Source organism: Catenulispora pinisilvae, assembly GCF_015356865.1.
GTDB classification, from domain to species: Bacteria; Actinomycetota; Actinomycetes; order Streptomycetales; family Catenulisporaceae; genus Catenulispora; species Catenulispora pinisilvae.
The window spans coordinates 46,316-72,968 of sequence record NZ_JAAFZA010000024.1; the positions used below are offsets into that span (position 1 = coordinate 46,316).

Sequence of the window (26,653 nt, forward strand, 5' to 3'; positions counted from 1 at the left end):
TTGTGCCAAACCATTCCTTCTCATTGAGTCGGGTGGTCGCCGGGCCTTGCTTTCTTTCTACGACCGATCAAGACCGGTGCCAAGGGCTACTGACCGGTTTTTACTTGTTGTCGACCGAATGGGGGAGCAAAGGCGCCTCAATCTGCACAGGGGTCCCAATCGTGCACAGGGGTATCCGCTGAAGCCGCCTGCGCGCCTGGATCCGACCCCCGCCGACAGCTCTCGCTAGGGTGAAGACATGCGTGCCATCACGATCGCGGAACCGGGCGGACCGGAGCAGTTGGCGTGGACCGAGGTCCCCGATCCGGTCGTGGCGGCCGGTGAAGTGCTGATCCAGGTCACGGCCACGGCGGTGAACCGGGCCGACACCTTGCAGCGGATGGGCCACTATCAGGTGCCGCCGGGAGCCTCGCCCTATCTCGGGCTGGAGTGCTCAGGCCGGATCGTCGAGGTCGGGGCCGGGGTCTCCGGGTTCGTGCCCGGCGACCAGGTCGTCGCGCTGCTGGCCGGCGGCGGCTACGCCGAGCTGGTCGCGGTGCCCGCCGGGCAGGTCGCGCCGCTGCCGAAGGGCATGACCGCGCCGGACGCCGCCGGGCTGATGGAGACGCTGTCCACCGTCTGGTCGAACGTCTTCATGCTCGCCGGGCTCACCGCCGGGCAGACCCTGCTGGTCCACGGCGGTTCCAGCGGCATCGGGACCACCGCGATCCAGCTCGCGCACGAGTTCGGCGCCCGGGTGATCGTCACGGCCGGCAGCGCGGCCAAACTCCAGGCCTGCCGCGACCTCGGCGCCGACGTCGCGGTGAACTACCGCGAAGAGGATTTCGTGGAACGGGTACGGGAGGTCACCGACGGCCGCGGCGCGGACGTGATCCTCGACAACATGGGCGCCGCCTACCTCGACCGCAACGTCGACGCGCTGGCGCCGCACGGCCGGCTGATGATCATCGGGCTGCAGGGCGGCGTCAAGGGCGAGGTCAACCTGAACAACCTGCTGCGCAAGTGGGGGACGATCAGCGCAACCACGGTGCGCGCCCGGTCGTCTGAAGAGAAAGCGCAGATCGTCGCGGCGGCGCGGGACGCGGTGTGGCCGCTCATCGAACAGGGCAGGTTCCGGGTCATCGTCGACCGGGTGCTGCCCGTCGACCAGGCGGCCGAGGCCCACCGGGTCATCGAGGACAGCGGGCACATCGGCAAGGTCGTGCTCGACGTGGCGACGGTACGCGGCAGCTGAGCCGGCAAGCCTTCGGCGAAGCCGCTCACACATCTAGGGACGGATACATGACGGGTTTGAACGGCGACATCTTCGGAGCGATGAACATGAGCCTGAACACCGACCCCGAGCACGAGGACGACCTGGCCGGCCGGGTGATCGTGGTGCCGGCCGAGATGGCCGGCGGGGCTCACGGGGACGAGGAGTCCGGCGAGAACCCGATGAACGTCGCCGAGATGGTCGAGCAGCCGGCGAAGGTGATGCGGATCGGCTCGATGATCAAGCAGCTGCTGGAGGAGGTGCGGGCGGCGCCTCTGGACGAGGCCTCCCGGGCCCGGCTGCGGGAGATCCACCGCTCCTCGATCGCCGAGCTGGAGAAGGGCCTGGCCCCGGAGCTGGTCGCCGAGCTGGAGCGGCTGTCGCTGCCGTTCGCCGAGGACGAGGTGCCCAGCGAACCCGAGCTGCGGATCGCCCAGGCGCAGCTGGTCGGCTGGCTGGAGGGGCTGTTCCACGGCATCCAGACCGCGCTGTTCGCGCAGCAGATGGCCGCGCGGGCGCAGCTGGAGCAGATCCGGCGGGCGCTGCCGCCCGGTTCGGTGCCGCCCGGAATGCCCGCGGACGGCGATCAGCAGCCGGGGCGGATCAGCGGCGCGGGACCGTACCTGTAACCGCGCCTGCGCCCTCCAAGAACGCGTCCCGGACCTTGTCGTAGTTCTCCGTCCACCACGGCACCAGTGCCGCGGTGGCGGGGAACAGCGAGTCCGCGCGGTGGTCGGCATGGTGGTAGTGCCATGTCAGGATCCAGAAGTCGGTCAGCCGCTCCCACCAGACGCGGCGCACGGAGTCAGCGAGTTCCCGTTCGGAGAACCGCGGCCGGGCCGCCGCATAGCCCGCGATGAACGCGCGCACCAGATCCAGGTCGAGCTGACCTGTGTACTCCCCCGTGAAGAACACTAATGCGGTACTCACTACCTCGTCCCCACAAGGTGCGACCGCTGTCTTCTCCCAGTCGACGATCGCCGTCACCCGGCTGCCGGGCTTCCGCGCCGACCACATGACGTTCCCCGCGTGGAAGTCGCCGTGGATGTAGCCGGTGGCCGCGCAGGCACCGGGCGCGGGGCGCAGGTGCGCGACTTCGGACAGGAGCGCTAATCGCTCCCGTAATCGGTGCGCGGAGAGCTGGTCCATGTCGTCCTGCTCAGGACGCCGCTCGATCAGCGCCAGGAACCGGTCCGCCTCCGCGGCGGCGTGTCGTTCGGACTTGGTCGCGACGAACAGCGGCTGCGGAACCGGGGGGAGGACCCGCTCCAGGCCGCTGTGGACCTCGGCCAGCAGGGCACCTAAACGGTGCGCGTCAACATCCTGCATATGCCGGCCATGACGGTGTACTCCGTCGTTCCAGGGGAACACCGCAAAAGGGCGTCCTCGCACATATGCGACTGTACTGCCACGTAAATCCCTGAGCGGGGCGACTGCGGGGAGACCCGCCGCCTGTAATCGGATCACGGCTTCGTGTTGCCACCGCAGGGTCTGCGCCGCTGAGCGCGTGCGTCCGTACGCGTCGGGAAGGCCGGAACCGATTCCCCGCCAGGGCAGATAGTGCTTCAAGAAGTAGCGCCGGTCTGTGCAGATAATCTGGTATGACCGGTTGAGGAGTCCGCTGTCGACGGCGTGGAAAGCGGTCGGCGCCGGCAGTCCGAACCGCAGAAACAGCGCCTGGAGCGGCCCTGATGTCCCGGGCATGCGCGCACTCTACATTGCGGATCATCCTTAACCTGCGCTTTATGTGTGCTGACTAGCCTCGAATGAACCAGTGGACATCCGGTGTGCCGTCCCAGTCCGGACGGCGCGCACGCGCAGCGCTCCGGCGTGGGGCGGGGAGGCGGACGGGCTATGGCGGCCAGCGCGGCGAGAGGTCACCGTCGCGCGCGCAAACGCAGCAGGTGGAACGCGCTGCGGGGTCTCGCGCTCTTCGTCCTGAGCACCGCGCTGGTCGCGGGCTCCGGGGTGGCGTTCGGCTACGCCACCCACCACTTCGGCAAGCATCAGAGCGCTGACGCCGCCGCCCCGGTCGCTCCCCCGACCGACCCGCTGACCGATTCCACCACCGACGACTCCATAGCCTCGGCGCCCGGGACGATCACCTGGCACGCGGTGCCGAAGGCCACCGGGCCGGGCACGGTCACGACGCTGAACGTGCCGTCGGCGGACACCGACATGACGACCCGGCCGGTCCTGGTCTACCGCCCCGCGGTTCCGGCCGGGGTCATCCTGCCGGTGGTGTACTGGCTCCACGGGGATCCCGGTGAGCCGGACCGCATGATGGAGGCCGTCAAGGACGTCCTGGACCAGGCGTTCACCACCGGCGGCCAGGCGCCGTTCATCGTGGCCGCGCCGACCGGCGGCGGTACCGCGCACGACGACACCGAATGGGCCGACGCCGCCGACGGCAAGGACATGGTCGAGACCTACCTGATCAAGAACGTGCTCCCGGCGGTCGAGGGCAAGACGCCGCTGCCGGCGAGCATGCGCGCGATCGCGGGCTTCTCGATGGGCGGCTATGGCGCGGCCAACCTGGCCCTGCGGCACCCCGACCTGTTCGGCCAGTTCGTCTCGATGGCCGGATACTTCCACGTCGACGACCCGGCCGGGATGTTCGGGTCGGACGCCAAGCTGCAGGCCGCCAACACCCCGGACGACATGGTCCAGAAGGCTGCCGGCAAGCGGGTGATGCTGCTGGAGGACGAGGACGACCCCGATCCGCTGATCAACGGTGAGGCGGCCGAGTTCGCACAGCGGCTGCACGACTGCGCCTGCGGCGTCGACCTGGACTGGCATCTGGAGCCCGGCGGGCACACCTACGACTTCGTCACCGGGTCCTTCCCGAAGGTGATCACCTTCCTGGACCAGGGCTTCACGGCCGACCCGGCCGCCGCCACGTCGGGGCCGACCTCGGCGTCCGCGTCGGCGCCGGCATCGGTGTCAGCCTCGACGTCGAGCGACTGACGCGCCGGTGTTTCACGGGAAACATCGCTCCGGCGCGCCCGCCGCCGCGGCGCTCAGTTCTGCGACTTGGGCTTGGCCGAGGCGTCCTCGTCCAGGCCGAGCAGCTGGCGCTCCTCCTTGCTGAGCCGTTCGGTGCCGGTGCGCTCGGCCGACGCCGCCGTGGATCCCGCGGTCGAGGAAGCGGCCGGAGCCGGGGCGGCCGGCGGCGGGTTCCTGTCCACCGGCGCGGTCGTGGTGATCGCCGGCGCCTTGGCCGTGGCGGGGGTCCCCTGATCGGCCGCCGTGGCCTGGGCCCGCTCGGCCTTCGGGGCCCGCCGCGGCCGGCCGGCCATCAGCAGCGACCCGATGATCATCAGGAGCCCGCCGCCGAACGCGTAGCCCAGGCCGGTGCCCAGGCCCCGGCTGTTCGTGCCGGTGATGGTCAGCTCGCCGGCCGCCTGGCCCTGCCGGATCATCCACAGGATGGTGAAGCCGAACGCGACCACGCCGGCGAAGCCCGCCAGCGCCCGCGAGCGCAGCAGCACGCCGGCCACCGCCAGCACCGCCATGACCAGGAAGACCAGGAAGACCGAGTCCATGACCCCGGACCCGGACAGGGAGATCCCGGACCCGAAGACCTCGTAGAACTTGTAGGTGCTGCCGTGCCGGTTGTTGTACCAGGCCTGCCAGGGGCTGACGAGAGTGGCCGCCGCGCCGATCAGCACCAGGAGGCCGCCGAGGACGTTCCGCATGTTTCAGGCTCCTTCCACTGCCCCCCTCGGGCCGACGCTAAGCCGTCGATCGGTACTGTGCATGTCGACGGCGGGTCTGGACGGCCGTCCGGGCGGTGTCGCGCGTTGCGCCTTCTGTTAGGCATCCGCGCAGGTCATCCGCGACTAACGCATCAAAGTTGAGCGCCATCCGCGCAACCTTTTGACTTCGGGTCGCCGCACCGTGCATTATTGAGCGAACTCGACTCAACCTGCCGCGGGCCTTCCCCACTCCATGGGCACGCGTCAGCAACGAAACGTCTTTCGCGGAGGATTCCCCATGGCACGTCCGGTCGGCATCGACCTCGGGACGACGAACTCCGTCGTCTGCGTCCTGGAAGGTGGCGAGCCCACCGTCATCACCAACGCCGAGGGCTCCCGGACGACCCCGTCCGTGGTGGCCTTCGCCAAGAACGGCGAGGTGTTGGTCGGCGAGGTCGCCAAGCGCCAGGCCGTCACCAACGTGGAGCGCACCATCCGGTCGGTCAAGCGCCACATGGGCACCGACTGGAAGATCGCGGTCGACGACAAGTCGTTCACCCCGCAGCAGATCTCGGCGTTCATCCTGCAGAAGCTGAAGCGCGACGCCGAGTCCTACCTGTCCGAGAAGGTCACCGACGCGGTCATCACCGTCCCGGCCTACTTCTCCGACTCCGAGCGGCAGGCCACCAAGGAGGCCGGCGAGATCGCGGGCCTGAACGTCCTGCGCATCGTCAACGAGCCCACCGCCGCGGCCCTGGCCTACGGCCTGGACAAGGGCGAGGGCGACCAGACCATCCTGGTCTTCGACCTCGGCGGCGGCACCTTCGACGTCTCGCTGCTGGAAGTCGGCAAGGACGACGACGGCTTCTCCACCATCGAGGTGAAGGCCACCAACGGCGACAACCACCTCGGTGGCGACGACTGGGACAACAAGGTCGTCGAGTGGCTGGTGACCCAGTTCAAGAACGCGCACGGCGTGGACCTGTCCAAGGACAAGATGGCCATGCAGCGGCTGCGCGAGGCCGGTGAGAAGGCCAAGATCGAGCTGTCCAGCTCCACCGAGACCTCGATCAACCTGCCCTACATCACCGCCAGCGCCGAGGGCCCGCTGCACCTGGACGAGAAGCTGACCCGCTCGCAGTTCCAGCAGCTCACCTCGGACCTGCTGGACCGCTGCAAGACCCCGTTCCACCAGGTGATCAAGGACGCCGGCGTCCCGCTGAGCGCGATCGAGCACGTGGTGCTGGTCGGCGGTTCCACCCGGATGCCGGCCGTGGCCGACCTGGTCCGCGAGCTGACCGGCGGCAAGGAGCCGAACAAGGGCGTCAACCCGGACGAGGTGGTGGCGGTCGGCGCCGCGCTGCAGGCCGGTGTGCTCAAGGGCGAGGTCAAGGACGTCCTGCTGCTCGACGTCACCCCGCTGTCCCTGGGTATCGAGACCAAGGGCGGCATCATGACCAAGCTGATCGAGAAGAACACCACGATCCCGACCAAGCGCTCGGAGACCTTCACCACCGCCGAGGACAACCAGCCCTCGGTGCAGATCCAGGTCTACCAGGGCGAGCGCGAGATCGCGGCCTACAACAAGCGGCTGGGCATGTTCGAGCTGACCGGCCTGCCGCCGGCGCCGCGCGGGCTGCCGCAGATCGAGGTCACCTTCGACATCGACGCCAACGGCATCGTCAACGTCTCGGCCAAGGACCTGGGCACCGGCAAGGTGCAGTCGATGGTCATCACCGGCGGCTCGGCGCTGCCGAAGGACGAGATCGACCGGATGATGCGCGAGGCCGAGCAGTACGCCGACGATGACCACAAGCGCCGCGAGGACGCCGAGGTCCGCAACCAGGCCGAGTCGCTGGTCTACTCGACCGAGAAGTTCCTCAAGGACAACGAGGACAAGGTCCCGGCCGACGTGAAGTCCGAGGTCGAGGCCGCGATCGGTGAGACCAAGGAAGCCCTCAAGAGCGAGGAGTCGGCGAACATCCGCTCGGCTTCGGAGAAGCTGGCGACCACCAGCCAGAAGCTCGGCGCCGCGCTGTACCAGCAGGCCCAGGCCTCCGGCGAGGGCGCCGGCGCTCCCGGCGAGGAGCCGACCGGCGCTCCCGGCGGCGGCGCCGCCGAGGACGACGTGGTGGATGCCGAGATCGTCGACGAGGGCAAGGGCGGCCAGGCCTGAGTCAGGCCGGCACCTCAGATTCCCGCTGATCGGCGAAGCTGACAGATAAAGAAGTACGACGGCTAGACGGCGCTGTGCGGGGCAGGACCATCAGCGGATGATGGACCGCCCCGTACGGCGCCACCCCCAGCGACACTGAAGCCTTCCCGGACCATGGGGAAGCGGCGGGTTCAGGAGGACCATTCGTGAGCGACGAGTACGCGGCCGAGCGGGAAGGCGAGGGTGAGCGCGCCAACCTCGCGGTGACCGAGTTGCTGGCCAAACTCGCCGAGCGGACCAATGAGCTGCAGGGCGTGCAGACGGAGTTGGCCGAACGCACCAACGACCTGCAGCGGCTGCAGGCCGAGTTCAGCAACTACAAGAAGCGCGTGGAGCGCGACCGCCAGGTGGTCAAGGAGACCGCGGTGGCCGGGGCGCTGTCCGAGCTGCTGCCGGTGCTGGACGACATCGGCCGGGCCCGCGAGCACGGCGAGTTGGAAGGCGGCTTCCGGCAGGTCGGCGAGGCGTTCGAGGCCGTGGTGGCCAAGCTGGGCCTGGCCCGGTTCGGCGCGGCCGGCGAGGTCTTCGACCCAAACCTGCACGAGGCGCTGCTGAGCACCACGTCCCCGGACGTGGACGAGGTGACCGTGGCGGTGCTGTTCCGTCCCGGCTACCGGATCGGCGAGCGCGTGGTCCGCGCGGCCCAGGTGCAGGTCGCCGAGCCCGGACCGGCCCCGGAGGCCGAACCGGCGCCCGAGCCGGCCGCCAAGCCCAAGCCGGCCGCTGCTGATGTCCCCACCCCGGCCGCCAAGGGCGCGGCGGGGAAGAAGGCAGAGGCCAAACCCGCTGTGGAAGTCGACGACGACGACGATTCGGGGCTGTGAGCCCCCGCGGCCGCCGGCGTAGACGACACGTGAACGACATGGCACAACCCGGACGGGAGGCGTGGGTTTAGGTGGCCGTCAACAAGGACTACTACAAGATCCTCGGAGTCCCCAAGGACGCACCGGTCGCCGACATCAAGAAGGCCTACCGGAAACTGGCGCGCCAGTATCATCCGGACGCCAACAAGGGCGACGCGGCGTCTGAGGAGAAGTTCAAGGAGATCTCCGAGGCCTACGACGTCTTGTCCGATGACAAGCGGCGCAAGGAGTACGACGACTCGCGCTCGGTCTTCGGCAACGGCGGCTTCCGGCCGCCGGGCGGCGCCGGCGCCGGCGGGTTCAACTTCGACCTCGGAGACCTGCTCGGCGGGCTGTTCAACCGCACCGGCGGGCCGACCACGGGCGGCACCAGCACCACCGGGCGCACCACCCAGGCCCGGCGCGGCTCGGACGTGGAGTCGGAGGTGACGCTGAAGTTCAGCGACTCCATCGACGGCGCCACGGTCTCGCTCCGGTTGACCTCGGACACCCCCTGCTCGGCCTGTTCGGGCACCGGGGCCAAGGCCGGGACCACCCCGCGGGTGTGCCCGACCTGTTCGGGCACCGGCCAGGTGAGCCGGAACCAGGGCGGCTTCGCCTTCTCCGAACCCTGCCGGGACTGCAAGGGCCGCGGCCTGCTGGTCGACGACCCCTGCCCGGTGTGCCACGGCTCCGGCCGGGCCGCCAGTTCCCGGACGATCCAGGCCCGTATCCCGGCGGGCGTCCGCGACGGCCAGCGCATCCGGCTCAAGGGCAAGGGTGCCTCCGGCGAGCGCGGCGGCCCGGCCGGCGACCTCTATGTGGTGGTCCATGTGAGCCCGCACGCGGTCTTCGGACGCGAGGACGACAACCTGACCGTGACCGTGCCCGTCACCTACCCCGAGGCGGTGCTGGGCGCGGACATCCAGGTCCCGACCCTGGGCGGCATGCCGGTGACGGTGAAGCTGCCGGCCAACTCGCAGAACGGCCGGGTACTGCGGGTCCGCGGCCGGGGTGTGGCCCGCAAGGACGGCACCAAGGGCGATCTGCTGGTCCGCTTCGAGATCGCGGTCCCGGCCGAGATCGGCGACGACGCCCGGGCGGCGTTGCAGAAGTACCAGGAGGCGACCGGCAACCACCACCCGCGGGCGGAGTTGCTGGACGCGGCTAAGGGAGAGTGAGGGACTGATGGCTTCGAAGAACCCGTTCCTGCCCTTGACCGAGGAGACGCCGGTCTACGTCATCTCCGTCGCGGCCCAGCTGGCCGGGATGCACCCGCAGACCCTGCGCCAGTACGACCGGCTGGGCATCGTCTGCCCGGAGCGCACCGGAGGCGGCGGCCGCCGCTACTCGGCCCGGGACGTCGACACGCTGCGCGAAGTGCAGCGGCTGTCCCAGGACGAGGGCGTGAACCTGGCCGGGATCAAGCGGATCCGCGAACTCGAGGAGCAGGTCGCGGCCCTGTCCCGGCGGATCGCCGAACTCGAGGCCGTGACCCTCTACCCGACCCAGAGCGCGGTTCCGATCGCGATGCCGGCCGTGCCGCCGCAGCCGACCGCACCGCTGCCCCCGGCCCCGCCCGGGTACCGCGGCGACCTGCTGCCCGCGCTGCCGGCGACGTTCACCACGGCGCTGGCGGTGTGGAAGCCGCAGGGCAAGTGAGCGCTGCGCGCCACTGAACGTCCGGCGCCACGCAACGCGCTGATAACTGAATTTCGGGGGGCTGATCTGTATTGATCTGCTTTAAAGGCGTGGAGGACTCACTGTGGATTCGCAGAAGCTGACGACCAAGAGCCAGGAGGCCCTGAGCGTCGCGATCCGCGAGGCCACCCGCGCGGGCAACCCTCAGGTCGAGACCGTCCAGGTGCTGCTGGCCCTGCTCGGTCAGGTCGAGGGCACCACCCGGCCGCTGTTGGAGGCCGTCGGGGTGGACCGCGCCGCGCTCAGCCAGGCGGTCGCGGCCGCCGCTGAGCGGCTGCCGTCGGCCAGCGGGTCGACCGTCTCCGCGCCGACCCTGGCCCGCAACACCCTCAACGCTCTGAACGCCGCCGGCGACGAGGCCCGCAAGCTCGACGACGAGTACGTCTCGACCGAGCACCTGCTGGTCGGCCTGGCGCTGGGCGACGACCCCACCGCCGAGCTGCTCAAGAAGGCCGGGGCCACGCCGAAGGCGCTGCGCGAGGCCTTCAGCAAGGTGCGCGGCTCCTCGCGGGTGACCACGCAGGATCCGGAGGCCACCTACCAGGCGCTGGAGAAGTACGGCGTCGACCTGACCGCCTCGGCGCGGGACGGCAAGCTGGACCCGGTGATCGGCCGCGACGCCGAGATCCGCCGGGTGGTGCAGGTGCTCTCCCGCCGCACCAAGAACAACCCGGTGCTGATCGGCGAGCCCGGCGTCGGCAAGACCGCCGTGGTCGAGGGCCTGGCGCAGCGCATCATCGCCGGCGATGTCCCCGAAAGCCTGCGCGACAAGCGCCTGGTGTCCCTGGACCTGGGCGCGATGGTGGCCGGCGCGAAGTACCGCGGCGAGTTCGAGGAGCGACTGAAGGCGGTCCTGGCCGACATCAAGGACTCCGACGGCCAGGTCATCACCTTCATCGACGAGCTGCACACGGTGGTCGGGGCCGGCGCCACCGGCGACTCGGCGATGGACGCCGGCAACATGCTCAAGCCCATGCTGGCCCGCGGCGAGCTGCGGATGGTCGGCGCGACCACGCTGGACGAGTACCGCGAGCGGATCGAGAAGGACCCGGCGCTGGAGCGCCGCTTCCAGCAGGTCCTGGTCGACGAGCCGACGGTCGAGGACACCATCGCGATCCTGCGCGGGCTCAAGGGCCGCTACGAGGCGCACCACAAGGTCGCCATCTCGGACACCGCGCTGGTCGCCGCCGCGACTCTCTCGCACCGCTACATCACCTCCCGCTTCCTGCCGGACAAGGCCATCGACCTGATCGACGAGGCCGCCTCCCGGCTGCGCATGGAGATCGACTCCCGTCCGGTGGAGATCGACGAGCTGCAGCGCACCGTGGACCGCATGAAGATGGAAGAGCTGGCGCTGGCCAAGGAGCACGATCCGGCCTCCCGCGACCGGCTGGCCCGGCTGCGGCTGGACCTGGCCGACCGGCAGGAGACCCTCAACGCCCTGATCGCGCGCTGGGAGCAGGAGAAGGGCGGCCTGAACCGGGTCGGCGAGCTCAAGCAGCGGCTGGACGCGATGAAGTCGCAGGTCGAGCTGGCGCAGCGGTCCGGCGACTTCGAGACCGCCTCCCGGCTGCTCTACGCCGAGATCCCGGCCGTCGAGGCGGAACTGGAGACCGCGTCCACCACGGTCGATCAGGCCGAGGCCGTCGCGCCGATGGTCAAGGAGGACGTCGGCCCGGACGACATCGCCGAGGTGGTCGGCGCCTGGACCGGCATCCCGGCCGGCCGGCTGCTGGAAGGCGAGACCGAGAAGCTGCTGCACATGGAGGAGCGGATCGGGAAGCGGCTGATCGGCCAGACCGAGGCGGTGGCCGCGGTCTCCGACGCGGTGCGGCGGGCCCGCGCGGGCATCTCCGACCCGGACCGCCCGACCGGCTCGTTCCTGTTCCTCGGCCCGACCGGTGTCGGCAAGACCGAGCTGGCCAAGGCGTTGGCAGACTTCCTGTTCGACGACGAGCACGCCATGGTGCGCGTCGACATGTCGGAGTACTCCGAGAAGCACTCGGTGGCCCGGCTGGTCGGCGCCCCTCCCGGCTACGTCGGCTACGAGGAGGGCGGCCAGCTGACCGAGGCCGTGCGCCGGCGGCCGTACTCGGTGGTGCTGCTCGACGAGGTCGAGAAGGCGCACCCGGAGATCTTCGACGTGCTGCTGCAGGTGCTGGACGACGGCCGGCTCACCGACGGCCAGGGCCGCACCGTGGACTTCCGCAACACGATCCTGATCCTCACCTCCAACCTGGGGACCTCCGGCTTCGACCTGACGATCGACGAGGCCCTGGACCCGGCGCAGGCCCGGCTGGACCGGCGCCAGCGGGTGGACAGCGCGGTGCGGGCGGCGTTCAAGCCGGAGTTCCTGAACCGGCTGGACGCGCAGGTGATCTTCGACCCGCTGGGCACCAGCGAGCTCGGCAGGATCGTCGACATCCAGGTCCGCAAGCTGGCCGCGCGCCTGGCCGACCGGCGGCTGACGCTGGAGGTCACCCCGGGTGCCTCCGACTGGCTGGCGATCGCCGGATACGAGCCGGCCTTCGGGGCCCGGCCGCTGCGCCGCCTGGTGCAGTCCGCGATCGGCGACCCGCTGGCCCGCCGGCTGCTGGCCGGGGAGATCCGGGACGGGGACATGGTGCGGGTGGACGTGGACGTCGAGGACGACGCGCTGGTGATCAGCTCGCAGTCTCCGCCGCAGGCGCCGGCCGAGGACGAGTCGTCGGTGCGGACAGGGGCGCAGACGTCGGCGCAGACCGAGCCGCCGTCGCGGTCGTCGTAATGCGGATGATCAACCATCGGCGGTGCGACTAGCGTGGTGACCATGCCTGCCGTGTTGCCGACCGTCACCGCCACCCGGTACGTGACCCCGCTCCGCGAGGGCGGTTCGCTGCCCGGACTGGTCGAGGCCTCGGACCTCGGGACGTACGTGGTGAAGTTCCGCTCGGCCGGCCAGGGTCGCAAGGCCCTGGTCGCCGAGGTCGTCGCCGGGGAACTGGCCCGGGCCCTGGGCCTGCCGGTGCCGGCTCTGGTCGGGATCGAGCTGGATCCGGCGATCGGCGCCGCCGAGCCGGATCAGGAGATCCAGGAACTCCTTAAAGGGAGCAAGGGTCTGAACCTCGGTATGGACTATCTGCCGGGTTCGCTGGGGTATGACCCTTTAGCGTTTCCCGTGGAGTCCGAACTGGCCAGCCGCATCGTGTGGTTCGACGCGTTGGTGCGGAACGTCGACCGGTCGTGGCGGAACCCGAACCTGTTGCTGTGGCACCGCAAGCTCTATCTGATCGACCACGGCGCTTCGCTGATCTTCCACCACAACTGGCCGGGCGCGCAGAAGGGTGCCCTGGCCCCCTTTGACGCGGGCGACCATGTGCTCGCCTCCTATGCGAAGGACATGCCGGCTGCCGATGCCGCGCTGGCTCCGCTCGTCACCGAGGAGTTGCTGCGGTCGGTCGTGGCGATGGTCCCGGATGAGTGGCTGGCGGACGAGCCCGGGTTCGGTTCTCCCGCAGAAGTGCGCGAGGCGTACGTGGGCTACTTGTCGACCCGGGTAGCGGGACCGCGCGAGTGGTTTCCACAGGTTGTGGATAGTTCTGCACAGGAAGCTGCGCGGACTCTGGACAGCTCTGATCTCAAGGCACGCCTTAAGGCGAAGCACCCGAACTGGATGCAGGGGCGCGTGAAATGAGCGTTCAGCCTTACGAGTACTCGGTATTGCGCGCCGTTCCCCGCGTGGAGCGCGGGGAGTACGTCAACGTCGGCGTGGTGCTCTACTGCCAGCAGCTCGACTTCCTCGGATGCACCACGCAGATGGACGCTGCCCGCGTGCGCGCGCTGGATCCCACAGCGGACGTGGAGGGGATCGAGGCACTGCTCGGCGCCGTCTCCAAGGTGTGCTGCGGCGGACCGGACTCCGGTCCCGCCGGACAGGACACGCTGGGCCGGCGGTTCCGGTGGCTGATCGCGCCGCGTTCCACGGTGGTGCAGCCGGGCCCGGTGCACACCGGGCTCACGGCCGATCCCGCGGCGGCGCTGGAGCGGGTGGCCGGCTCGGTGCTCGGGCTGAAGTCGGCTGCTATGCCTTCGCTGTAGCTATGCGTTCTCTAGAGCTATGCGTTCTCTGTAGAGGTAGTAGTCGCCGATTCCTTTAGCGTTTCCGACGCTGTGGCTACGGTCGTGGCTGCCTGGGCCGCCGCGCCGCCGGGACCGGTCAGCCGCGAAGCCGCCTCGGCGCCCCGCTTCTCGACGTCCGCGATCATCTCGCGGTCCGCGCGTGCGGTGGCCCGGGCGTTCGCCTTCTCCACGATCGCGGGCAGCATGCCGTGGAAGCGGCGCAGGTTGTTGAGCCAGGACGGCACGCAGATGACCCGGCTGCGTTTGGTGATGCCGGCGACGACCGCCTGGCCGACCTTCTCCACCGGGTACACGCGGGATGCCGGGCCGGGTGCGGCCTTGCGGAACTTCCCGAGGACCGGATGCGAGTCCGCGCTGGTCACCAGGTCCGTCTTGACCCAGGAGAAGTAGGCCACGCCGACGTCCACGCCGAGGTGCTTCACTTCGGCGCGCAGGCTGTCGCCGAACGCTTCGGCGCCGGCCTTGGAAGCCGTGTACGCGGCCAACGCCGGCGGGTGGATGAGGGCCGCGGCCGAGGAGACCACGAGGACGTAGCCCTTGCTCTTGATGATGTGCGGGAGAGCGGTGCGGACCGTCCGCCAGACCCCGAGCAGGTTGATCTCGATGGTGCGCTCGAAGGCCGCCGGGTCGATGGACCGGATGAAGCCGGTCGGCGCCACGCCGGCGTTGGCCACCACCACGTCGATGCCGCCGTAGTGCTCGACGATGCCGTCGACGGCTGCGTTGAGCTGGTCCCAGGAGGTGACGTCCGCGTCCCAGGCTGTCGCGTCCGGTCCACAGGACTGCGCGGTCCTGCGGAGTTCGTCAGGCTCCAGGCCGACCAGCGCGACCTTCGCCCCGGCGCGGGCCAGGCGCCGTGCCGCGTCCGCGCCGATCCCGCGTGCGGCACCGGTGATGACCACGACTTTCCCGCTGATGCCAGGCGGTCCCCAGGTTCCCATGGCCGAACCCTACCGCCGGTAACTTACTGGACGGTAGGGGTGCGGCGCGGGCGGTCAGCCGCTGGTTTGCTGACCGAAGTCGTTGAAGCAAGTCATCGGGCTCGGATAGTAGGCCGACACGCCGTATTGGTTGACCGTGGCGACTTGGAGACAGGTCACGCCGCCCGCCGTGAATTGATACGAGTAGCTGGTGCCGTTGACCGAGACGGTCTGGTCGGTCGGCGGGGGTGGGTTGAGCCCGCTGGTGGCGCCAGGGCTGACCGTGTAGTGGAGTTTGTAGCTGGTCGCGTCGGAGTGCGCCTTCCACGAGATGTTGATCGTGGGCTCGCCGAACCAGTCCGGGATCAGGGCCGTGATCTCCCCGGCGAGCATCGGGCCCGGGGGGTTGTGGGCCGGCTGCGCCGGCGGCGCGGAAGACTTTTTCGTCGAAGGATGCGAGGTCGGGTGGGATGCCGACGAGGTCGGCGGATCGTTCTGGTTGTTCGATTCGGAGACGATGATCGTGACCGGCTGTGAGTTGCCCTGAGTCGGTGTCGTGCCGGGCGCACCGGGTTTCACCGGGGCGACCTGCCCGCCCGGTGTCGGAGAAGGACTACCGCTGCTCGTCGTCTGCCCGCCGGAGCCGCTGCCGGAGGAGCCATCGGTGGGTGGGAACGCACCGCCGTTCTGCTGAGAACTGGCGGTCGTGCCACCGGTGTGTGCGCTGTCCGCCGATGGCCCCTTTCCGCCGCCGCTGCTCTCGGCTATGGCGACGGCGACCAGGACGAGCGCGGCGACCGTGGCGCCGGAGATCACGGCAGCGCGTTTGCCGGTCCGCCGCCTCGGGGCGAGGGACACGGTCGGCAGGTCGTACGACTCGCTGGTAGTGAGCGGCAGTCCCACGCCGAGCGCCGGCTGCTGCCACGCCACCCCGGTGAGCGGCTGCCATTCGGTGACACCGAAGAGCTCCACGATGTGCCCCGGCGATGGCCGGTCCTCGGGTTCCTTGGCCAGACAGCCTTCGATGACCCGGCGCAGCGCCTCGTCGTCCTCGGCGACGCCGGTGAGGTCCGGTTCGTTGTTGACCACCCGGTGCAGGATCGCCAGCGGGGCGCCGTCGCCGAAGGCGAGCCGGCCGGTCGCGGCGAAGACCAGCAACGCGCCGAGCGCGAAGACGTCCGACGGGCTCTCGACCGAGCGGCCGTCGGCTTGCTCGGGGGACATGTACGCGGGTGTACCGAGGGTCTGGCCGGTGTTGGTCAGCAGCGAGGCGTCCAGGGCCCGCGCCACACCGAAGTCGATGACCTTGGGTCCGTCCGGGCCGAGCAGGATGTTCGCCGGCTTGAGGTCGCGGTGGACCACCTCCACGGCGTGGATGACCTGGAGTGCTTGCGCCACGGCGACCGCGAGCGCGCGAAGCCGTCGGTTGTCGAAGCCGCCGCCCTGGTCCACGGCGTCCTGCAGGGTCGGGCCGGGGACGTATTCGGTCGCCAGCCACGGCTGCTTGCCGTCGGTCTGCGCGGTGAAGATCTCCGCGACCCGCGGACTGTGCACCCGCTCCGCGACCTGTAATTCCCGCGCGAAGCGTTTGCGGAACGACGGGATGTCGGCCAGATCGGACCGGACCACCTTGACGGCGGCCTGCCGTCCGTCGGCGTCGATGCCGAGGAACACCCGGCCCATGGCACCCGATCCGAGCTGGGTGACAAGCTGATATGGGCCGATCCGGTCGGTCGCCGGGGCAACCCCCCTGGGTACATTGCCGTTCATATTCAACGTCTGCCTCCCCTGTACGGCGTCCGGGCCATTATGGGGCAGCAGCTCAGGATCGTGCCCCCCGGCCCTCAGCGCAGACGGCGGTCGGTGAGAACTGGCAACGCGCTACGCGTCTGAGCGACCAGTGCCGGATCCACGTCCACCCGCAGGACCTCTTCACCAGTACCCGCTTCGGCCACGACATTCCCCCAGGGGTCGATGACCGCGGAGCGGCCGCCGAGGGGAACGCCGCCGTTGGTGCCCACGCAGTTCGTGGCGAAGACGAAAACCTGGTCCTCAATAGCGCGGGCCTTGAGCAGCACTCGCCAATGCTCGATCCGCTTCGCAGGCCACGCCGAGCTGATGACCAGCTGCTCCATTCCTCGGTCCAGAAGCGCGCGGAACAGTTCGGGGAAGCGGAGGTCGTAACAAGTGGCGAGTCCCAGCGTTCCCCAGGGAGAGGGAACGGTGACCAGTTCTTCCCCGGCCCCCATCAGCGTCGCCTCGCCCTCGCTGAAGCCGAAGCGGTGGATCTTGCGGTACTCCGCCCGCACTCCACCGGGGCCGCGGAAGACAGAGGTGTTGTAGAGGGTCCCGTCAGCTGCGCGCTCTACATAGGAACCGAAGTGCAGCCACGTCTCAGGACCCGCGCCTTCGTGGGTCCGCACCTTCTCCAGAGCCGCGATCGGCTCGCTGTCGGCGATCGAGGCGGCGTGATCGCTCCAGCTTTTGTAGTCGAACCCGCCGGCCACCCAGAGCTCGGGCAGGACGATGAGGTCGGTTCCCGTCTCCCGCTCGGCCTCGACCAGTTTGACGACCCGGTTCCAGCGGTCGTGCGGCGCTTCCGCGTCGTCGACGACAAGCTGCATGAGCGATACGCGCATACCGTCGATCGTGCCAGAGGCGCACCGGTTCTGAGAACCGGTGCGCCTCTGCGCGGTACCGCTATAGAGATCCCCGGGTAGGGATCCTTGTGGGGATCCCTATTAGGGAATCAGCTCCAGGCCAACGCGGTCAGCGGGTCGGCCAGCACCGCACCGATGTCCCGCAGCACCTTGGACCCCAGCTCGCCGTCGACCAAGCGGTGGTCGAAGGACAGCGCGAGGGTCGTCACCTGGCGCGGCTTCACCTTGCCCTTGTGCACCCACGGCTGCTCCCGCACCGCGCCGAACGCCAGGATGGACGCCTCGCCGGGGTTCAGGATCGGGGTGCCGGTGTCCACGCCGAACACACCGACGTTGGTGATGGTCGCCGTGGCGCCGGTCATGTCGGCCAGCGAGGTCTTGCCCTCGCGCGCCACCGCGGTGAGGGTGTTGAGCGCGCGGCCCAACTCCACCAGCGGCAGCAGGTCCGCACCCTTGATGTTCGGCACCAGGAGTCCGCGCGGCGTGGCCGCCGCGATGCCCAGCGAGACGTGGTCGAAGTAGACGATCTCGCCGTTCGCCTCGTCCCAGCGCGCGTTGATCTCCGGGTTCCGGGCCATCGCGACCAGGAACGCCTTGGCGACCAGCAGCAGCGGGGACACCCGGACGTCCTTGAAGTCCGGCATCTCCTTCAGGCGCTGCACGAACTTCATGGTCGGGGTGACGTCCACCGTCAGGAACTCGGTGACGTGCGGAGCCGTGAACTTCGACTGCACCATCGCCGCGGCGGTCGCCTTGCGCACGCCCCTGATCGGGACCCGGCGCTCGCCGTTGACGAACGAGGCGGCCGGGGCCGCTGTGCTCCCGCTCGTGCTCGGCGCGGTCTGCGTCGCCCCGGAGGCCGCCGCGTGGACGTCCTCCCGGCTCACGGTGCCGTTGACGCCGGTGGGGACCACCGACGCCAGATCGACGCCGAGGTCCTTGGCCAGCTTCCGGACCGGCGGCTTGGCCAGCGGCTTCGCCCCGATCGGCGCGGACGGCGCGGCCGGGGTGACCGAGCCGGCCGAGGCCGGGGCCCGGACCGCCGGAGCGGCCGTCTCCCGGCCCGCGGGCTGGCCGTAGTACGCCGAGGCCGGGACGTCGTCGACGACCGGCTCCTCGCGCAGTGAGGCGCCCATGACGTCGGCGGCCGAAGGGGCCGCCGCCGCGGTCTTGCGGGGCCGGCGGGCGGCAGCGGCCTGCTTCACCCCGTAGCCGACCAGGACCGCTTCGCGCTTCTCCTTCTCGGCGGCCGGGGCCGCCTTCGCCTCGGCGGTCGCCGCGACGCCGGCGGTCATGTCGTCCCCGCCCGCGGCGCCGCCGGTGCTCGGCGTGCTCGGGTCGATGTCGATCCCGATGATCGGGGTGCCGACGTCCACCGTCTGGCCCTCGGACACCAGCAGCTCGACGATCTTGCCGGCCCACGGCGAGGGCAGCTCGACGGCGGCCTTGGCGGTCTCGATCTCGACCAGGATCTGGTTGACCTTGACGATGTCGCCGACCTTCACCGACCACGCCAGGATCTCGGCCTCGGTCAGGCCCTCACCGACGTCCGGGAGGTTGAATCTCTTGATCTCACCCATGTGTGCTCCCGATCCCTCAGAACGCGAACGCGCGGTCGACGGCGTCCAGCACCCGGTCCAGGTCCGGCAGGAACTCCTCCTCGACCCGCGACGGCGGGTACGGGGTGTGCGGAGCGCCGACGCGCAGGACCGGTGCCTCCAGAGAGTAGAAGCACTTCTCGGTGACCTTCGCGGCGATCTCCGCGCCCATCCCCATGAAGACCGAGGCCTCGTGCACGGTGATCAGGCGGCCGGTCTTGCGTACCGAGGCGAACACCGGCTCCAGGTCCAGCGGGGACAGCGTCCGCAGGTCGATGACCTCCAGCGAGCGGCCCTCCTCCTCGGCCGCCTTGGCGGCCTCCAGGCAGGTCTTCACCATCGGCCCGTAGGCGACCACCGTGGCGTCGGTTCCCTGGCGCACCACGCGGGAGGCGTAGAGCGGGTAGGGCGTCGCCGTCGGGTCCAGCTCAGCCTTGTCCCAGTAGCGGCGCTTGGGCTCGAAGAAGACCACCGGGTCGTCGGAGGCGATGGACTGCTGGATCATCCAGTAGGCCTCGACCGGGTTCGAGGCCGCGACCACGCGCAGACCCGCGGTCATCGCGAAGTAGGCCTCGGGGGACTCCGAGTGGTGCTCGACCGCGCCGATGCCGCCGCCGAACGGGATGCGGATCACGATCGGCATGCTGACCTTGCCCAGCGCCCGGGCCCGCATCTTGGCGACCTGGGTGACGATCTGGTCGAACGCCGGGAAGACGAAGCCGTCGAACTGGATCTCCACCACCGGCCGGTAGCCGGCCAGCGCCAGGCCCACCGCGGTGCCCACGATGCCGGACTCGGCCAGCGGGGTGTCCATGACGCGGGCCTCGCCGAAGTCCTTCTGCAGGCCGTCGGTGACCCGGAAGACTCCGCCGAGCTTGCCGATGTCCTCGCCCATGAGCAGGACCTTCGGGTCGTCCTCCAGGGCCCGACGCAGGCCCAGGTTCAGGCCCTTGCTGAGAGAGATCTGCTGTGTCTTGGAAGTCGACTCTGCCATGTCAGTGAGCACCCTCGAAAGATTCCCAGTAAGCCCCGTACTCTGCGCGTTCCTCGTCCATCAGGGGGTGCGGCTCGGCGTAGACGTGGTCGAAGATCGAGATCGGCTTCGGGTCCGGCAGCGCCACGCAGCGGGCCCGGATGTCGGCGGCGACGGTGTCCGCCTCGGTGTCGACGTCCTTGAAGTAGGCCTCGTCGGCGTACTTGTTCTTCTCCAGGAAGGCCCGCATCCGCATGATCGGGTCCTTGGCCTTCCACTCCTCCAACTCCTCCGAGCTGCGGTAGCGGGTCGGGTCGTCGGTGGTCGTGTGCGCGCCCATGCGGTAGGTGAAGGCCTCGACCAGAATCGGGCCGTTGCCGCTGCGCGAGTGCTCCAGGGCGGCCCGGGTGACGGCCAGGCAGGCCAGGACGTCGTTGCCGTCCACCCGCACGCCCGGGAAGCCGAAGCCGGCGGCGCGCTGGTAGAGCGGGACACGGAACTGGCGCTCGTTGGGCTCGGAGATGGCCCACTGGTTGTTCTGGCAGAAGAAGACCACCGGGGCGTTGTTCACGCTGGCGAAGACGAACGCCTCGTTGACGTCGCCCTGCGAGGACGCGCCGTCGCCGAAGTACGCGATCACCGCCGCCTCGCGGCCGTCGCGCTGCATGCCCATGGCGTAGCCGGTGGCGTGCAGCGTCTGCGAGCCGATCACGATCGTGTAGAGGTGGAAGTTCTTCTCGTTCGGGTCCCAGCCGCCGTTGTTCACGCCGCGGAACATCCCGAGCAGGTTCACCGGGTCCACGTCGCGGCACCACGCCACGCCGTGTTCGCGGTAGGTGGGGAAGGCATAGTCCTCGGCGGTCTGCGCGCGGCCGGAACCGACCTGCGCTGCCTCCTGGCCCAGCAGCGGGGCCCACAGGCCCAGCTCGCCCTGGCGCTGTAGCGCCGTGCCTTCGGCGTCGATGCGGCGGACCAGGACCATGTCCCGGTACAGGCCGCGGTACTCCTCGGGCGACAGATCGATCGAGTAATCGGGGTGTTCGACCAGATCCCCTTCGGGAGTCAACAGCTGCACGAGGTCCGGCCCCGCGGCGCCGGCTTTCTTCTTCGCAGCAGCGGTCTTGCCACCCGCGCCCTTGCGTGAGGTCACCACTACATGTCTCCTCTACACGTATCTCAGACGGACGTACGGCGGGATCGCCGCCGCGGTCAGCGAGGTTCGACGCCGGCCGCCGGGTTTCGGTCGGGGTGTGACGTGGATCCCCCTCGGCCGTGCAGAGGCCACGTTACAGTGCGCAATGCCTGGGCGATGCCCCACACCAAACACGCGAAAGCTCGCGAGTATCGCTATGTTGTCGGTGTGCACTCTGATGCGGGGAAGTCGGATATTACGGACACAATCCGTGTCTTCCTCCTGGACGACCACGAGTTGGTGCGGCGCGGGGTGGCCGAACTGCTCAGCGCCGAGCCCGACATCGACGTGGCCGGCCAAGCCGGCAGTGTGGCGCAGGCTCTGGCCACGGCCGAGGCGGCGCGGCCGGATGTCGCGCTGCTTGACGTGCGGCTGCCGGACGGCTCGGGGATCGAGGCCTGCCGCGAGCTGAAGTCGCGGATGCCGCGGCTGGGCTGCCTGATGCTGACTTCGTTCTCCGATGACGACGCGTTGTTCGGCGCCATCATGGCCGGTGCTGCCGGGTACGTCCTGAAGGACATCCGGGGATCGGCGCTCGTGGACGCGGTGCGGACGGTGGCGCGCGGGGGCTCGTTGTTGGACCCGACCGCCACCGAACAGTTGTTGAGACGCCTGCGGGTGGGGATCGTTCCGGCGGAGGTCGACCGCGAGGGTGCGGCGGCGAAACTGGCGTCCCTGACGGTGTCGGAGACGCGGATCCTGGAGCTGATCGCTGAAGGGCTTACCAACCGGCAGATCGGCGAGCGGCTGAACCTGGCCGAGAAGACGGTGAAGAACTACGTCACCGGAATCCTGGCGAAGCTGGCCATGCAGCGGCGGACTCAGGCCGCGGCGTTCGCGGTGCGGCATCTCCCTGGGCGCCCGCTCTAGCTACTCCTGCTGAGTAAGCGCTGTGCGGCGGTTCCCCTTTGCGCGGGCTCCCCTATTACACGGGCTCTTACACGGGTTCTCAGTGCCCGGGTTTTGGTGCGTCGGCTCGCTATGGCGTGGGCTTCGCGAGCATGCCACGGAAGAGCTCCAGGAGGCCGTCGCGGATCTCCTCCCTGGTCGGGACCGCGCGGCTGCCGGCACCGGCCACCGAGTCGAATAAGAGCCCTTCGCACCACGCGATGAACGTACGGCTGTGGCGGTCCGGGTCCGTGGCCCCCAGCGCCGTCACGAGGGCGCGTGCGGGCTCGCGGAAGGTGACTCCGGCGGCGTCGTAGATGACCCGCAGCTCCGGCCGTCTCGTGGCCTCCAGGGCGAGTTCGAAGCGGGCCAGCGCCTGCTCCCGGCGGAGTGTCAGGGTGTCGTGCAGTTGGGTGGCCACCAGGTCGGCGGCGAGTTCCGGGGTGAGGTTCTGGAGCGCCAGGACGCCGCCGGGATTCGCCGCGTTCTCGAAGACCTCGGCTTCCAGCCGGCACAGCCGCGCGAACGTCGTCTCCAGCAGCGCGCTGCGGGTCCGGGCGTGGTTGGAGGTGGAGCCGGGGGGCAGCCCGGCGGCCTCGTCGACGGCGCGGTGGGTGAGGCCGCGCAGGCCCCGCTCGGCGAGCAAGGCGATGGCGGTGTCTCCGATGAGATCCGAGCGGGAGGTCATGGCAGCCGACCCTAGCAGTTGACGACTACGGCTGTAGTGCCGTAGAACTACGTTTGTAGTTGAAACTACGGATGTAGTGGGGAGCGATCATGAAGGCGATTGTGGTGGGCGCGGGGTTCGGCGGGCTCACGGCCGCTGCTGGGCTCCACCAGCGCGGGTGGGAAGTGGTCGTCGTGGAGCGCGCCTCGCAGCTGCGGCCGGTCGGCTCCGGGCTGGCTGTTGCGCCGAACGGGTTGCGGGCTTTGGACACGCTGGGAGTCGGCGACGCGGTGCGGAAGCTGGCCGCCTTTCAAGGCGACGCCGCCGTGTCCCGGCCCGACGGCCGGGTGATCGCCCGCACAGCGAGCAAGGCCATGATCCGCCGGTTCGGTGACGCGGTGATCCCCGCGACCCGGTCCTCGGTCATGGACGTGCTGGTGGGGCTGCTGCCGCCGGAGACGTTCCGGCTCGGCGTCACCGCTCAGGGTGTGGAGGCCGGAGACGGTACTCGGCGACCGTGTCTGCTGACCGGTTCCGCGGTCATCGAAGCGGATTTGATCGTCGCCGCCGACGGGGTGAACTCATTCTTGCGCAGGGCACTGTTTCCTGAGCACCAGGGCGCGGTCTATAGCGGGATCACAGCGTGGCGTCTGCTTGTGCCGACGCCCGCCGGGGACTTCCTGCCCGGCGAGGTGTGGGGCGGCGGCAAGGTCTTCGGGATCACTCCGCTGGCCGACGGACGTACCTACGCCTATGCGGCCGACTACGCGGAAGCCGGCATTACGTATCCGGATGAGAAAGCAGAGTTGCTGCGCCGTTTCGGCGACTGGCACTTCCCGATCCCCGAGCTCATCGAGGCTGCGGCTCCGGAGACGATCCTGCACAACGACATCTATGAGATGGCCGAACCGTTGCCTGCGTATCACCGCGGCGCGGTCGCCATCCTCGGCGACGCCGCGCACGCTATGACCCCGCACTTGGGTCAGGGGGCGAATCAGGCCATGGAGGATGGCGTTACGTTGGCGGCGCTTGTGGGGGCGGCTAAGGGCTCTGTAGAGGTCGCTAGCGGGCTCGCGCAGTACACCGCACTGCGTGCCCCGCGCGGGGCGGACATGGTGCGCCGGTCGCATCGGATGGGTGCGCTGACGCAGAGCACGTCGCGGCCCAAGGAGGTGTTGCGGAACCTGGGGATGGGCCTGGCCGCGCGTCTGGTGCCGGACCTGGCGTTGCGAGCGATGGACCCGGTGGTCGCGTGGCAGCCGCCACGGTGACCGTAGGCTAGGCCGCATGACCAAGACAGCGTCGCCTCCCGTCCCGATTCGCTACGGCTTCCTGGGCCCGGCGGGGACGTTTACGGAGGCGGCGCTTCTCAGTGTTCCCGGGGCGGCGGAGGCGGAGCGGGTTCCCTACGAGTCCGTCCCGGCGACGCTGGACGCGGTGCGGCGGGGCGAGGTGCAGGGCGCGGTCGTCGCGTTCGAGAACTCGGTGGAGGGCGCGGTCCCGGCCACCCTGGATGACCTGTCCACTGAGGAACCGCCGCTGCACATCGTGCGCGAGATCCTGCTCCCGGTGGAGTTCGCGCTAATGGGGCGCCCGGATACAGCGCTCGCGGACATCAAGACGGTCTCCAGCCATCCGCACGCCTATCCTCAGTGCCGCCGTTGGCTGGCCGAGAACCTGCCGGACGCCCGATGGGTCGCGGCGTCGTCCAATGCGGACGCGGCGCGGCTGGTCTCTGAAGGCGTGCATGACGCGGCCCTGGCGGGCGCCTTCGCGGCGCCCTTCTACCGGCTCACTGTGCTCGCGCAGAACATCCACGACGTCAGTGGGGCGATCACCCGGTTCGTGATGGTCGTGCCGCCCGGCTCGTCGCCGGCGCGCACCGGCGCCGACAAGACGTCGCTCGCGGTGGTGCTGCGGGACAACCACCCCGGCGCGCTTCTGGAGATCCTTGAGGAGTTCGCGGTCCGGGGCGTCGACCTGATGCGTATCGAGTCGCGGCCCACGCGGTCGAAGCTGGGGACGTACTGGTTCTCCATCGACTGCGAGGGACACCTCGACGACGCGCGGGTCGGAGAGGTCCTGACCGGTCTGCGGCGGGTCGCCGCCGAGGTTCGCTACCTCGGCAGCTACCCGCGTGCCGACGGACGTGCTGTGGAGGTCCGCAAGGGAACCTCCGACGAGGACTTCCGCGAGGCCGCCGAATGGCTGGCCGGTCTCAGGAGCCGATGAGCGCGTTCAGCAGGGCCTCCCGCTCGGCGATCGCCGTGTAGAGCTGTTCGGAGATCGAACGCAGAGCGTTCAGCGAGTCGTACTGGTAGGCCGCGAGAACGTCCGCCATGGGGTTCTCCATCAGCGTCTGGCGCTCCAGCGCCAGCTCTGCCTGCTTCGCGCGCAGCCAGATCAGGCGGTTGCGCAGCCACATCTCGCGTTGCGGGGCGTCCACGCCGGGACCCGAGGAGGTCAGGGACCACTCCTCGCTCAGCTTCTGGAGCCCGGGGAGGTCGTCCTTTTCGTAGGCGGCGTTCACCCGGGTGATGAAGGCCGACCGGCGGGCGATCTCCGTCGGGTCCTGGACCAGGTCCGGGTGCGATCGGCGGGCCAGCTCCCGGTAGAGGCGCTGCGCGGTCTTGCTGGGACGCACCGGGACGTCCGGGTCTGGAGCTGGTGCTGCCTCCTCACGGGGGCGTGGTGGCGTCTCGGACTGGGCGGCGTCCTCCTCGTCGTCTTCGAGCAACCCGGCGTTCGCGGCGGCGAACAACAGCGGGTCCTCGCCGTCGACGCGGGCCCGGGCCTCCACCGCACGGCGGATCGCCTCGGGGTCGCCGGTCATGGCGGCTTCGGTCTCGGCGGTGAGCGCGTCCAGCTCGTCCAGCCGGCCATACAGGGGGCCCAGTTGGATCTGGTGCAGCCGGGTGAACTGGTCCAGCTCGGCACGCAGCGACTCGACGGCCACCTGCGTGTCCAGCAGGGCCGTCTCGGACACCACGACGGCGTCTTCCAGACTCTGGAACAACGGCTCACTCATTGCCTGGGCAGTCTCCACGGTTGGTCCTCACAGATTTACTCAGGGCACTGCGGCAGAGAGGTTACAGGAGCGACAAGGGGTGACGACTCCGTCTTCGGGCGTACTGTGGTGCGCAGGATGATCGACCTTAACGCAGATCTGGGCGAAGGCTTCGGGCATTGGCGGTTGGGGGACGACGACGCCCTGCTGGACCTGGTCACCAGCGCCAACGTCGCCTGCGGCTTCCACGCCGGCGATCCCTCCACCATGCGCCGGGTCTGCTCGGCGGCGGTAGGCCGCGGAGTACGGATCGGAGCCCAGGTAGGCTACCGCGACCTGGCAGGCTTCGGTCGCCGCGACATAGAGTACGACCCCCACGAACTGGCAGACGACGTCCTCTTCCAGATCGGAGCCCTGGACGCCTTCGCCCGGGCGGCGGGTGACCGCGTCCGCTATGTCAAGCCGCACGGCGCTCTATACAACCGTATCGTGCACGACGCGGTCCAAGCCGAGGCGGTGGTACGCGCGGTAGCGGCATTCGCCTCGGCATACGACGAAACGGTACCTGTCCTGGGCCTCCCCGGATCGGTGTTCCTGGAACTCGCGACCACCGCGGGCCTGCCGACCGTCCAGGAGGCATTCGCGGACCGCGCATACACCCCGCGGGGAACCCTGGTCCCGCGCACGGCGGCGGGGGCGGTACTGACGTCGCCCGAGGAGGTCGCGGGGCGGGCCGTGGAGATGGCGGTGTCGGGGACGGTGCGCGCGATCGACGGAACGCTGTTGGCGGTTTCGGCGCAGTCGTTGTGCGTCCACGGGGATTCGCCGTCAGCCGTGGCGATGGCGGCCGCGGTGCGGGATGGCTTGCGGTCGGTGGGGGTCGAGGTCGGGGCTTTCGCGTGAGTGGGGACCCTTCTGGGG

General features: G+C 69.7%; 24 protein-coding genes. 14 read left to right on the top strand and 10 right to left on the bottom strand.

From position 1 onward, the window contains the following. The first annotated feature begins 238 nt into the window (after window positions 1–238). Both IZR01_RS09455 and IZR01_RS09460 read left to right on the top strand, forming a co-directional pair. Window positions 239–1,234: an NAD(P)H-quinone oxidoreductase gene (locus tag IZR01_RS09455; RefSeq protein WP_194923625.1), complete on the top strand. Its 996-nt coding sequence runs from the start codon at window positions 239–241 to the stop codon at window positions 1,232–1,234. Window positions 1,235–1,389: 155 nt separating this feature from the next. Then, window positions 1,390–1,881 carry a bacterial proteasome activator family protein gene (locus IZR01_RS09460; RefSeq protein ID WP_369125357.1) on the top strand — a complete coding sequence of 164 codons (492 nt, stop codon included), beginning with the start codon at window positions 1,390–1,392 and terminating at the stop codon, window positions 1,879–1,881. On the opposite strand, the gene IZR01_RS09465 is transcribed toward IZR01_RS09460, so the two are convergent. Beyond that, window positions 1,856–2,956 (bottom strand): phosphotransferase enzyme family protein, encoded by a 1,101-nt coding sequence (locus IZR01_RS09465; RefSeq protein WP_194923626.1) that lies wholly within the window; start codon window positions 2,954–2,956, stop codon window positions 1,856–1,858. The genes IZR01_RS09460 and IZR01_RS09465 overlap by 26 nt on opposite strands. A 150-nt stretch (window positions 2,957–3,106) precedes the next feature. On the opposite strand from IZR01_RS09465, the gene IZR01_RS09470 reads away from it, so the two are divergent. Then, on the top strand, window positions 3,107–4,219 hold the full coding sequence (locus tag IZR01_RS09470) for an alpha/beta hydrolase (protein WP_194923627.1): 1,113 nt from the start codon (window positions 3,107–3,109) through the stop codon (window positions 4,217–4,219). Between the two features lie 53 nt (window positions 4,220–4,272). Here the strand turns inward: IZR01_RS09470 and IZR01_RS09475 are convergent, their stop codons facing one another. Then, window positions 4,273–4,950: a hypothetical protein gene (locus IZR01_RS09475; protein WP_194892676.1), complete on the bottom strand. Its 678-nt coding sequence runs from the start codon at window positions 4,948–4,950 to the stop codon at window positions 4,273–4,275. A gap of 298 nt (window positions 4,951–5,248) precedes the next feature. Between IZR01_RS09475 and dnaK the strand changes: the two genes are divergently transcribed. The 7 genes from dnaK to IZR01_RS09510 all read left to right on the top strand — a co-directional run bounded on the left by dnaK (window position 5,249) and on the right by IZR01_RS09510 (window position 13,785). Then, window positions 5,249–7,126, top strand: a complete 1,878-nt coding sequence (gene dnaK, locus IZR01_RS09480) for a molecular chaperone DnaK (protein ID WP_194892677.1) — start codon at window positions 5,249–5,251, stop codon at window positions 7,124–7,126. Between the two features lie 185 nt (window positions 7,127–7,311). Beyond that, window positions 7,312–7,989, top strand: coding sequence for a nucleotide exchange factor GrpE (gene grpE, locus IZR01_RS09485; RefSeq protein ID WP_194892678.1), 678 nt, complete (start codon window positions 7,312–7,314; stop codon window positions 7,987–7,989). Between the two features lie 71 nt (window positions 7,990–8,060). Next, window positions 8,061–9,188, top strand: coding sequence for a molecular chaperone DnaJ (dnaJ, locus tag IZR01_RS09490; RefSeq protein WP_194892679.1), 1,128 nt, complete (start codon window positions 8,061–8,063; stop codon window positions 9,186–9,188). 7 nt (window positions 9,189–9,195) lie between these two features. Next, the gene (locus tag IZR01_RS53085) at window positions 9,196–9,669 is read left to right on the top strand and encodes a heat shock protein transcriptional repressor HspR (protein WP_194892680.1); all 474 of its coding nucleotides are present in this window, start codon (window positions 9,196–9,198) and stop codon (window positions 9,667–9,669) included. Between the two features lie 103 nt (window positions 9,670–9,772). Then, window positions 9,773–12,475 (top strand): ATP-dependent chaperone ClpB, encoded by a 2,703-nt coding sequence (gene clpB / locus IZR01_RS09500; protein WP_323746185.1) that lies wholly within the window; start codon window positions 9,773–9,775, stop codon window positions 12,473–12,475. A gap of 42 nt (window positions 12,476–12,517) precedes the next feature. Further along, window positions 12,518–13,381, top strand: coding sequence for a HipA family kinase (locus IZR01_RS09505; protein WP_194892681.1), 864 nt, complete (start codon window positions 12,518–12,520; stop codon window positions 13,379–13,381). Next, window positions 13,378–13,785 carry a DUF3037 domain-containing protein gene (locus IZR01_RS09510; RefSeq protein ID WP_194892682.1) on the top strand — a complete coding sequence of 136 codons (408 nt, stop codon included), beginning with the start codon at window positions 13,378–13,380 and terminating at the stop codon, window positions 13,783–13,785. The genes IZR01_RS09505 and IZR01_RS09510 overlap by 4 nt, the downstream gene beginning before the upstream one ends. Window positions 13,786–13,802: 17 nt before the next feature. Here IZR01_RS09510 and IZR01_RS09515 read toward each other — a convergent pair whose 3' ends face one another. The 6 genes from IZR01_RS09515 to pdhA all read right to left on the bottom strand — a co-directional run bounded on the left by IZR01_RS09515 (window position 13,803) and on the right by pdhA (window position 21,131). Beyond that, window positions 13,803–14,768: an SDR family oxidoreductase gene (locus IZR01_RS09515; RefSeq protein ID WP_228559097.1), complete on the bottom strand. Its 966-nt coding sequence runs from the start codon at window positions 14,766–14,768 to the stop codon at window positions 13,803–13,805. 54 nt (window positions 14,769–14,822) lie between these two features. Beyond that, window positions 14,823–16,517, bottom strand: a complete 1,695-nt coding sequence (locus IZR01_RS09520; RefSeq protein WP_194923628.1) for a serine/threonine protein kinase — start codon at window positions 16,515–16,517, stop codon at window positions 14,823–14,825. 74 nt (window positions 16,518–16,591) lie between these two features. Continuing rightward, on the bottom strand, window positions 16,592–17,386 hold the full coding sequence (locus tag IZR01_RS09525; protein ID WP_194923629.1) for a carbon-nitrogen family hydrolase: 795 nt from the start codon (window positions 17,384–17,386) through the stop codon (window positions 16,592–16,594). Window positions 17,387–17,496: 110 nt separating this feature from the next. Next, window positions 17,497–18,987, bottom strand: coding sequence for a dihydrolipoamide acetyltransferase family protein (locus IZR01_RS09530; protein WP_194892685.1), 1,491 nt, complete (start codon window positions 18,985–18,987; stop codon window positions 17,497–17,499). A gap of 16 nt (window positions 18,988–19,003) precedes the next feature. Next, the gene (locus IZR01_RS09535; protein WP_194892686.1) at window positions 19,004–19,999 is read right to left on the bottom strand and encodes an alpha-ketoacid dehydrogenase subunit beta; all 996 of its coding nucleotides are present in this window, start codon (window positions 19,997–19,999) and stop codon (window positions 19,004–19,006) included. 1 nt (window position 20,000) lies between these two features. Then, window positions 20,001–21,131: a pyruvate dehydrogenase (acetyl-transferring) E1 component subunit alpha gene (gene pdhA / locus IZR01_RS09540; RefSeq protein WP_194892687.1), complete on the bottom strand. Its 1,131-nt coding sequence runs from the start codon at window positions 21,129–21,131 to the stop codon at window positions 20,001–20,003. A 207-nt stretch (window positions 21,132–21,338) separates the two neighbouring features. Between pdhA and IZR01_RS09545 the strand changes: the two genes are divergently transcribed. Beyond that, window positions 21,339–22,040, top strand: a complete 702-nt coding sequence (locus tag IZR01_RS09545) for a response regulator (protein WP_323746188.1) — start codon at window positions 21,339–21,341, stop codon at window positions 22,038–22,040. 109 nt (window positions 22,041–22,149) lie between these two features. Here IZR01_RS09545 and IZR01_RS09550 read toward each other — a convergent pair whose 3' ends face one another. Then, on the bottom strand, window positions 22,150–22,746 hold the full coding sequence (locus IZR01_RS09550) for a TetR/AcrR family transcriptional regulator (RefSeq protein ID WP_194923630.1): 597 nt from the start codon (window positions 22,744–22,746) through the stop codon (window positions 22,150–22,152). Window positions 22,747–22,835: 89 nt separating this feature from the next. Between IZR01_RS09550 and IZR01_RS09555 the strand changes: the two genes are divergently transcribed. Next, entirely contained in the window at window positions 22,836–23,996 is a 1,161-nt protein-coding gene (locus tag IZR01_RS09555) for an FAD-dependent monooxygenase (RefSeq protein ID WP_194923631.1), read from the top strand. Window positions 23,997–24,012: 16 nt separating this feature from the next. After that, window positions 24,013–24,957 carry a prephenate dehydratase gene (pheA, locus tag IZR01_RS09560; RefSeq protein ID WP_194923632.1) on the top strand — a complete coding sequence of 315 codons (945 nt, stop codon included), beginning with the start codon at window positions 24,013–24,015 and terminating at the stop codon, window positions 24,955–24,957. On the opposite strand, the gene IZR01_RS09565 is transcribed toward pheA, so the two are convergent. Then, window positions 24,944–25,753, bottom strand: a complete 810-nt coding sequence (locus IZR01_RS09565; protein ID WP_194892691.1) for a hypothetical protein — start codon at window positions 25,751–25,753, stop codon at window positions 24,944–24,946. The two genes, pheA and IZR01_RS09565, sit on opposite strands and share 14 nt — an antisense overlap. A 117-nt stretch (window positions 25,754–25,870) precedes the next feature. On the opposite strand from IZR01_RS09565, the gene IZR01_RS09570 reads away from it, so the two are divergent. After that, window positions 25,871–26,635, top strand: coding sequence for a LamB/YcsF family protein (locus IZR01_RS09570; RefSeq protein WP_194892692.1), 765 nt, complete (start codon window positions 25,871–25,873; stop codon window positions 26,633–26,635). Window positions 26,636–26,653: the final 18 nt, after the last annotated feature.

Bases quoted from the DNA above. Each gene is read 5' to 3' on its own strand.
- IZR01_RS09510 (WP_194892682.1), top strand. From the start codon at position 13,378: ATGAGCGTTCAGCCTTACGAGTACTCGGTATTGCGCGCCGTTCCCCGC.
- IZR01_RS09535 (WP_194892686.1), bottom strand. From the start codon at position 19,999: ATGGCAGAGTCGACTTCCAAGACACAGCAGATCTCTCTCAGCAAGGGC.
- IZR01_RS09550 (WP_194923630.1), bottom strand. From the start codon at position 22,746: ATGACCTCCCGCTCGGATCTCATCGGAGACACCGCCATCGCCTTGCTC.
- pheA (WP_194923632.1), top strand. From the start codon at position 24,013: ATGACCAAGACAGCGTCGCCTCCCGTCCCGATTCGCTACGGCTTCCTG.
- IZR01_RS09455 (WP_194923625.1), top strand. From the start codon at position 239: ATGCGTGCCATCACGATCGCGGAACCGGGCGGACCGGAGCAGTTGGCG.
- IZR01_RS09565 (WP_194892691.1), bottom strand. From the start codon at position 25,753: ATGAGTGAGCCGTTGTTCCAGAGTCTGGAAGACGCCGTCGTGGTGTCC.
- IZR01_RS09530 (WP_194892685.1), bottom strand. From the start codon at position 18,987: ATGGGTGAGATCAAGAGATTCAACCTCCCGGACGTCGGTGAGGGCCTG.
- IZR01_RS09470 (WP_194923627.1), top strand. From the start codon at position 3,107: ATGGCGGCCAGCGCGGCGAGAGGTCACCGTCGCGCGCGCAAACGCAGC.
- IZR01_RS09515 (WP_228559097.1), bottom strand. From the start codon at position 14,768: ATGGGAACCTGGGGACCGCCTGGCATCAGCGGGAAAGTCGTGGTCATC.
- IZR01_RS09475 (WP_194892676.1), bottom strand. From the start codon at position 4,950: ATGCGGAACGTCCTCGGCGGCCTCCTGGTGCTGATCGGCGCGGCGGCC.
- dnaK (WP_194892677.1), top strand. From the start codon at position 5,249: ATGGCACGTCCGGTCGGCATCGACCTCGGGACGACGAACTCCGTCGTC.
- IZR01_RS09520 (WP_194923628.1), bottom strand. From the start codon at position 16,517: ATGAACGGCAATGTACCCAGGGGGGTTGCCCCGGCGACCGACCGGATC.
- IZR01_RS09505 (WP_194892681.1), top strand. From the start codon at position 12,518: ATGCCTGCCGTGTTGCCGACCGTCACCGCCACCCGGTACGTGACCCCG.
- IZR01_RS09460 (WP_369125357.1), top strand. From the start codon at position 1,390: ATGGCCGGCGGGGCTCACGGGGACGAGGAGTCCGGCGAGAACCCGATG.
- IZR01_RS09525 (WP_194923629.1), bottom strand. From the start codon at position 17,386: ATGCGCGTATCGCTCATGCAGCTTGTCGTCGACGACGCGGAAGCGCCG.
- IZR01_RS09465 (WP_194923626.1), bottom strand. From the start codon at position 2,956: ATGCCCGGGACATCAGGGCCGCTCCAGGCGCTGTTTCTGCGGTTCGGA.
- IZR01_RS09555 (WP_194923631.1), top strand. From the start codon at position 22,836: ATGAAGGCGATTGTGGTGGGCGCGGGGTTCGGCGGGCTCACGGCCGCT.
- IZR01_RS53085 (WP_194892680.1), top strand. From the start codon at position 9,196: ATGGCTTCGAAGAACCCGTTCCTGCCCTTGACCGAGGAGACGCCGGTC.
- IZR01_RS09570 (WP_194892692.1), top strand. From the start codon at position 25,871: ATGATCGACCTTAACGCAGATCTGGGCGAAGGCTTCGGGCATTGGCGG.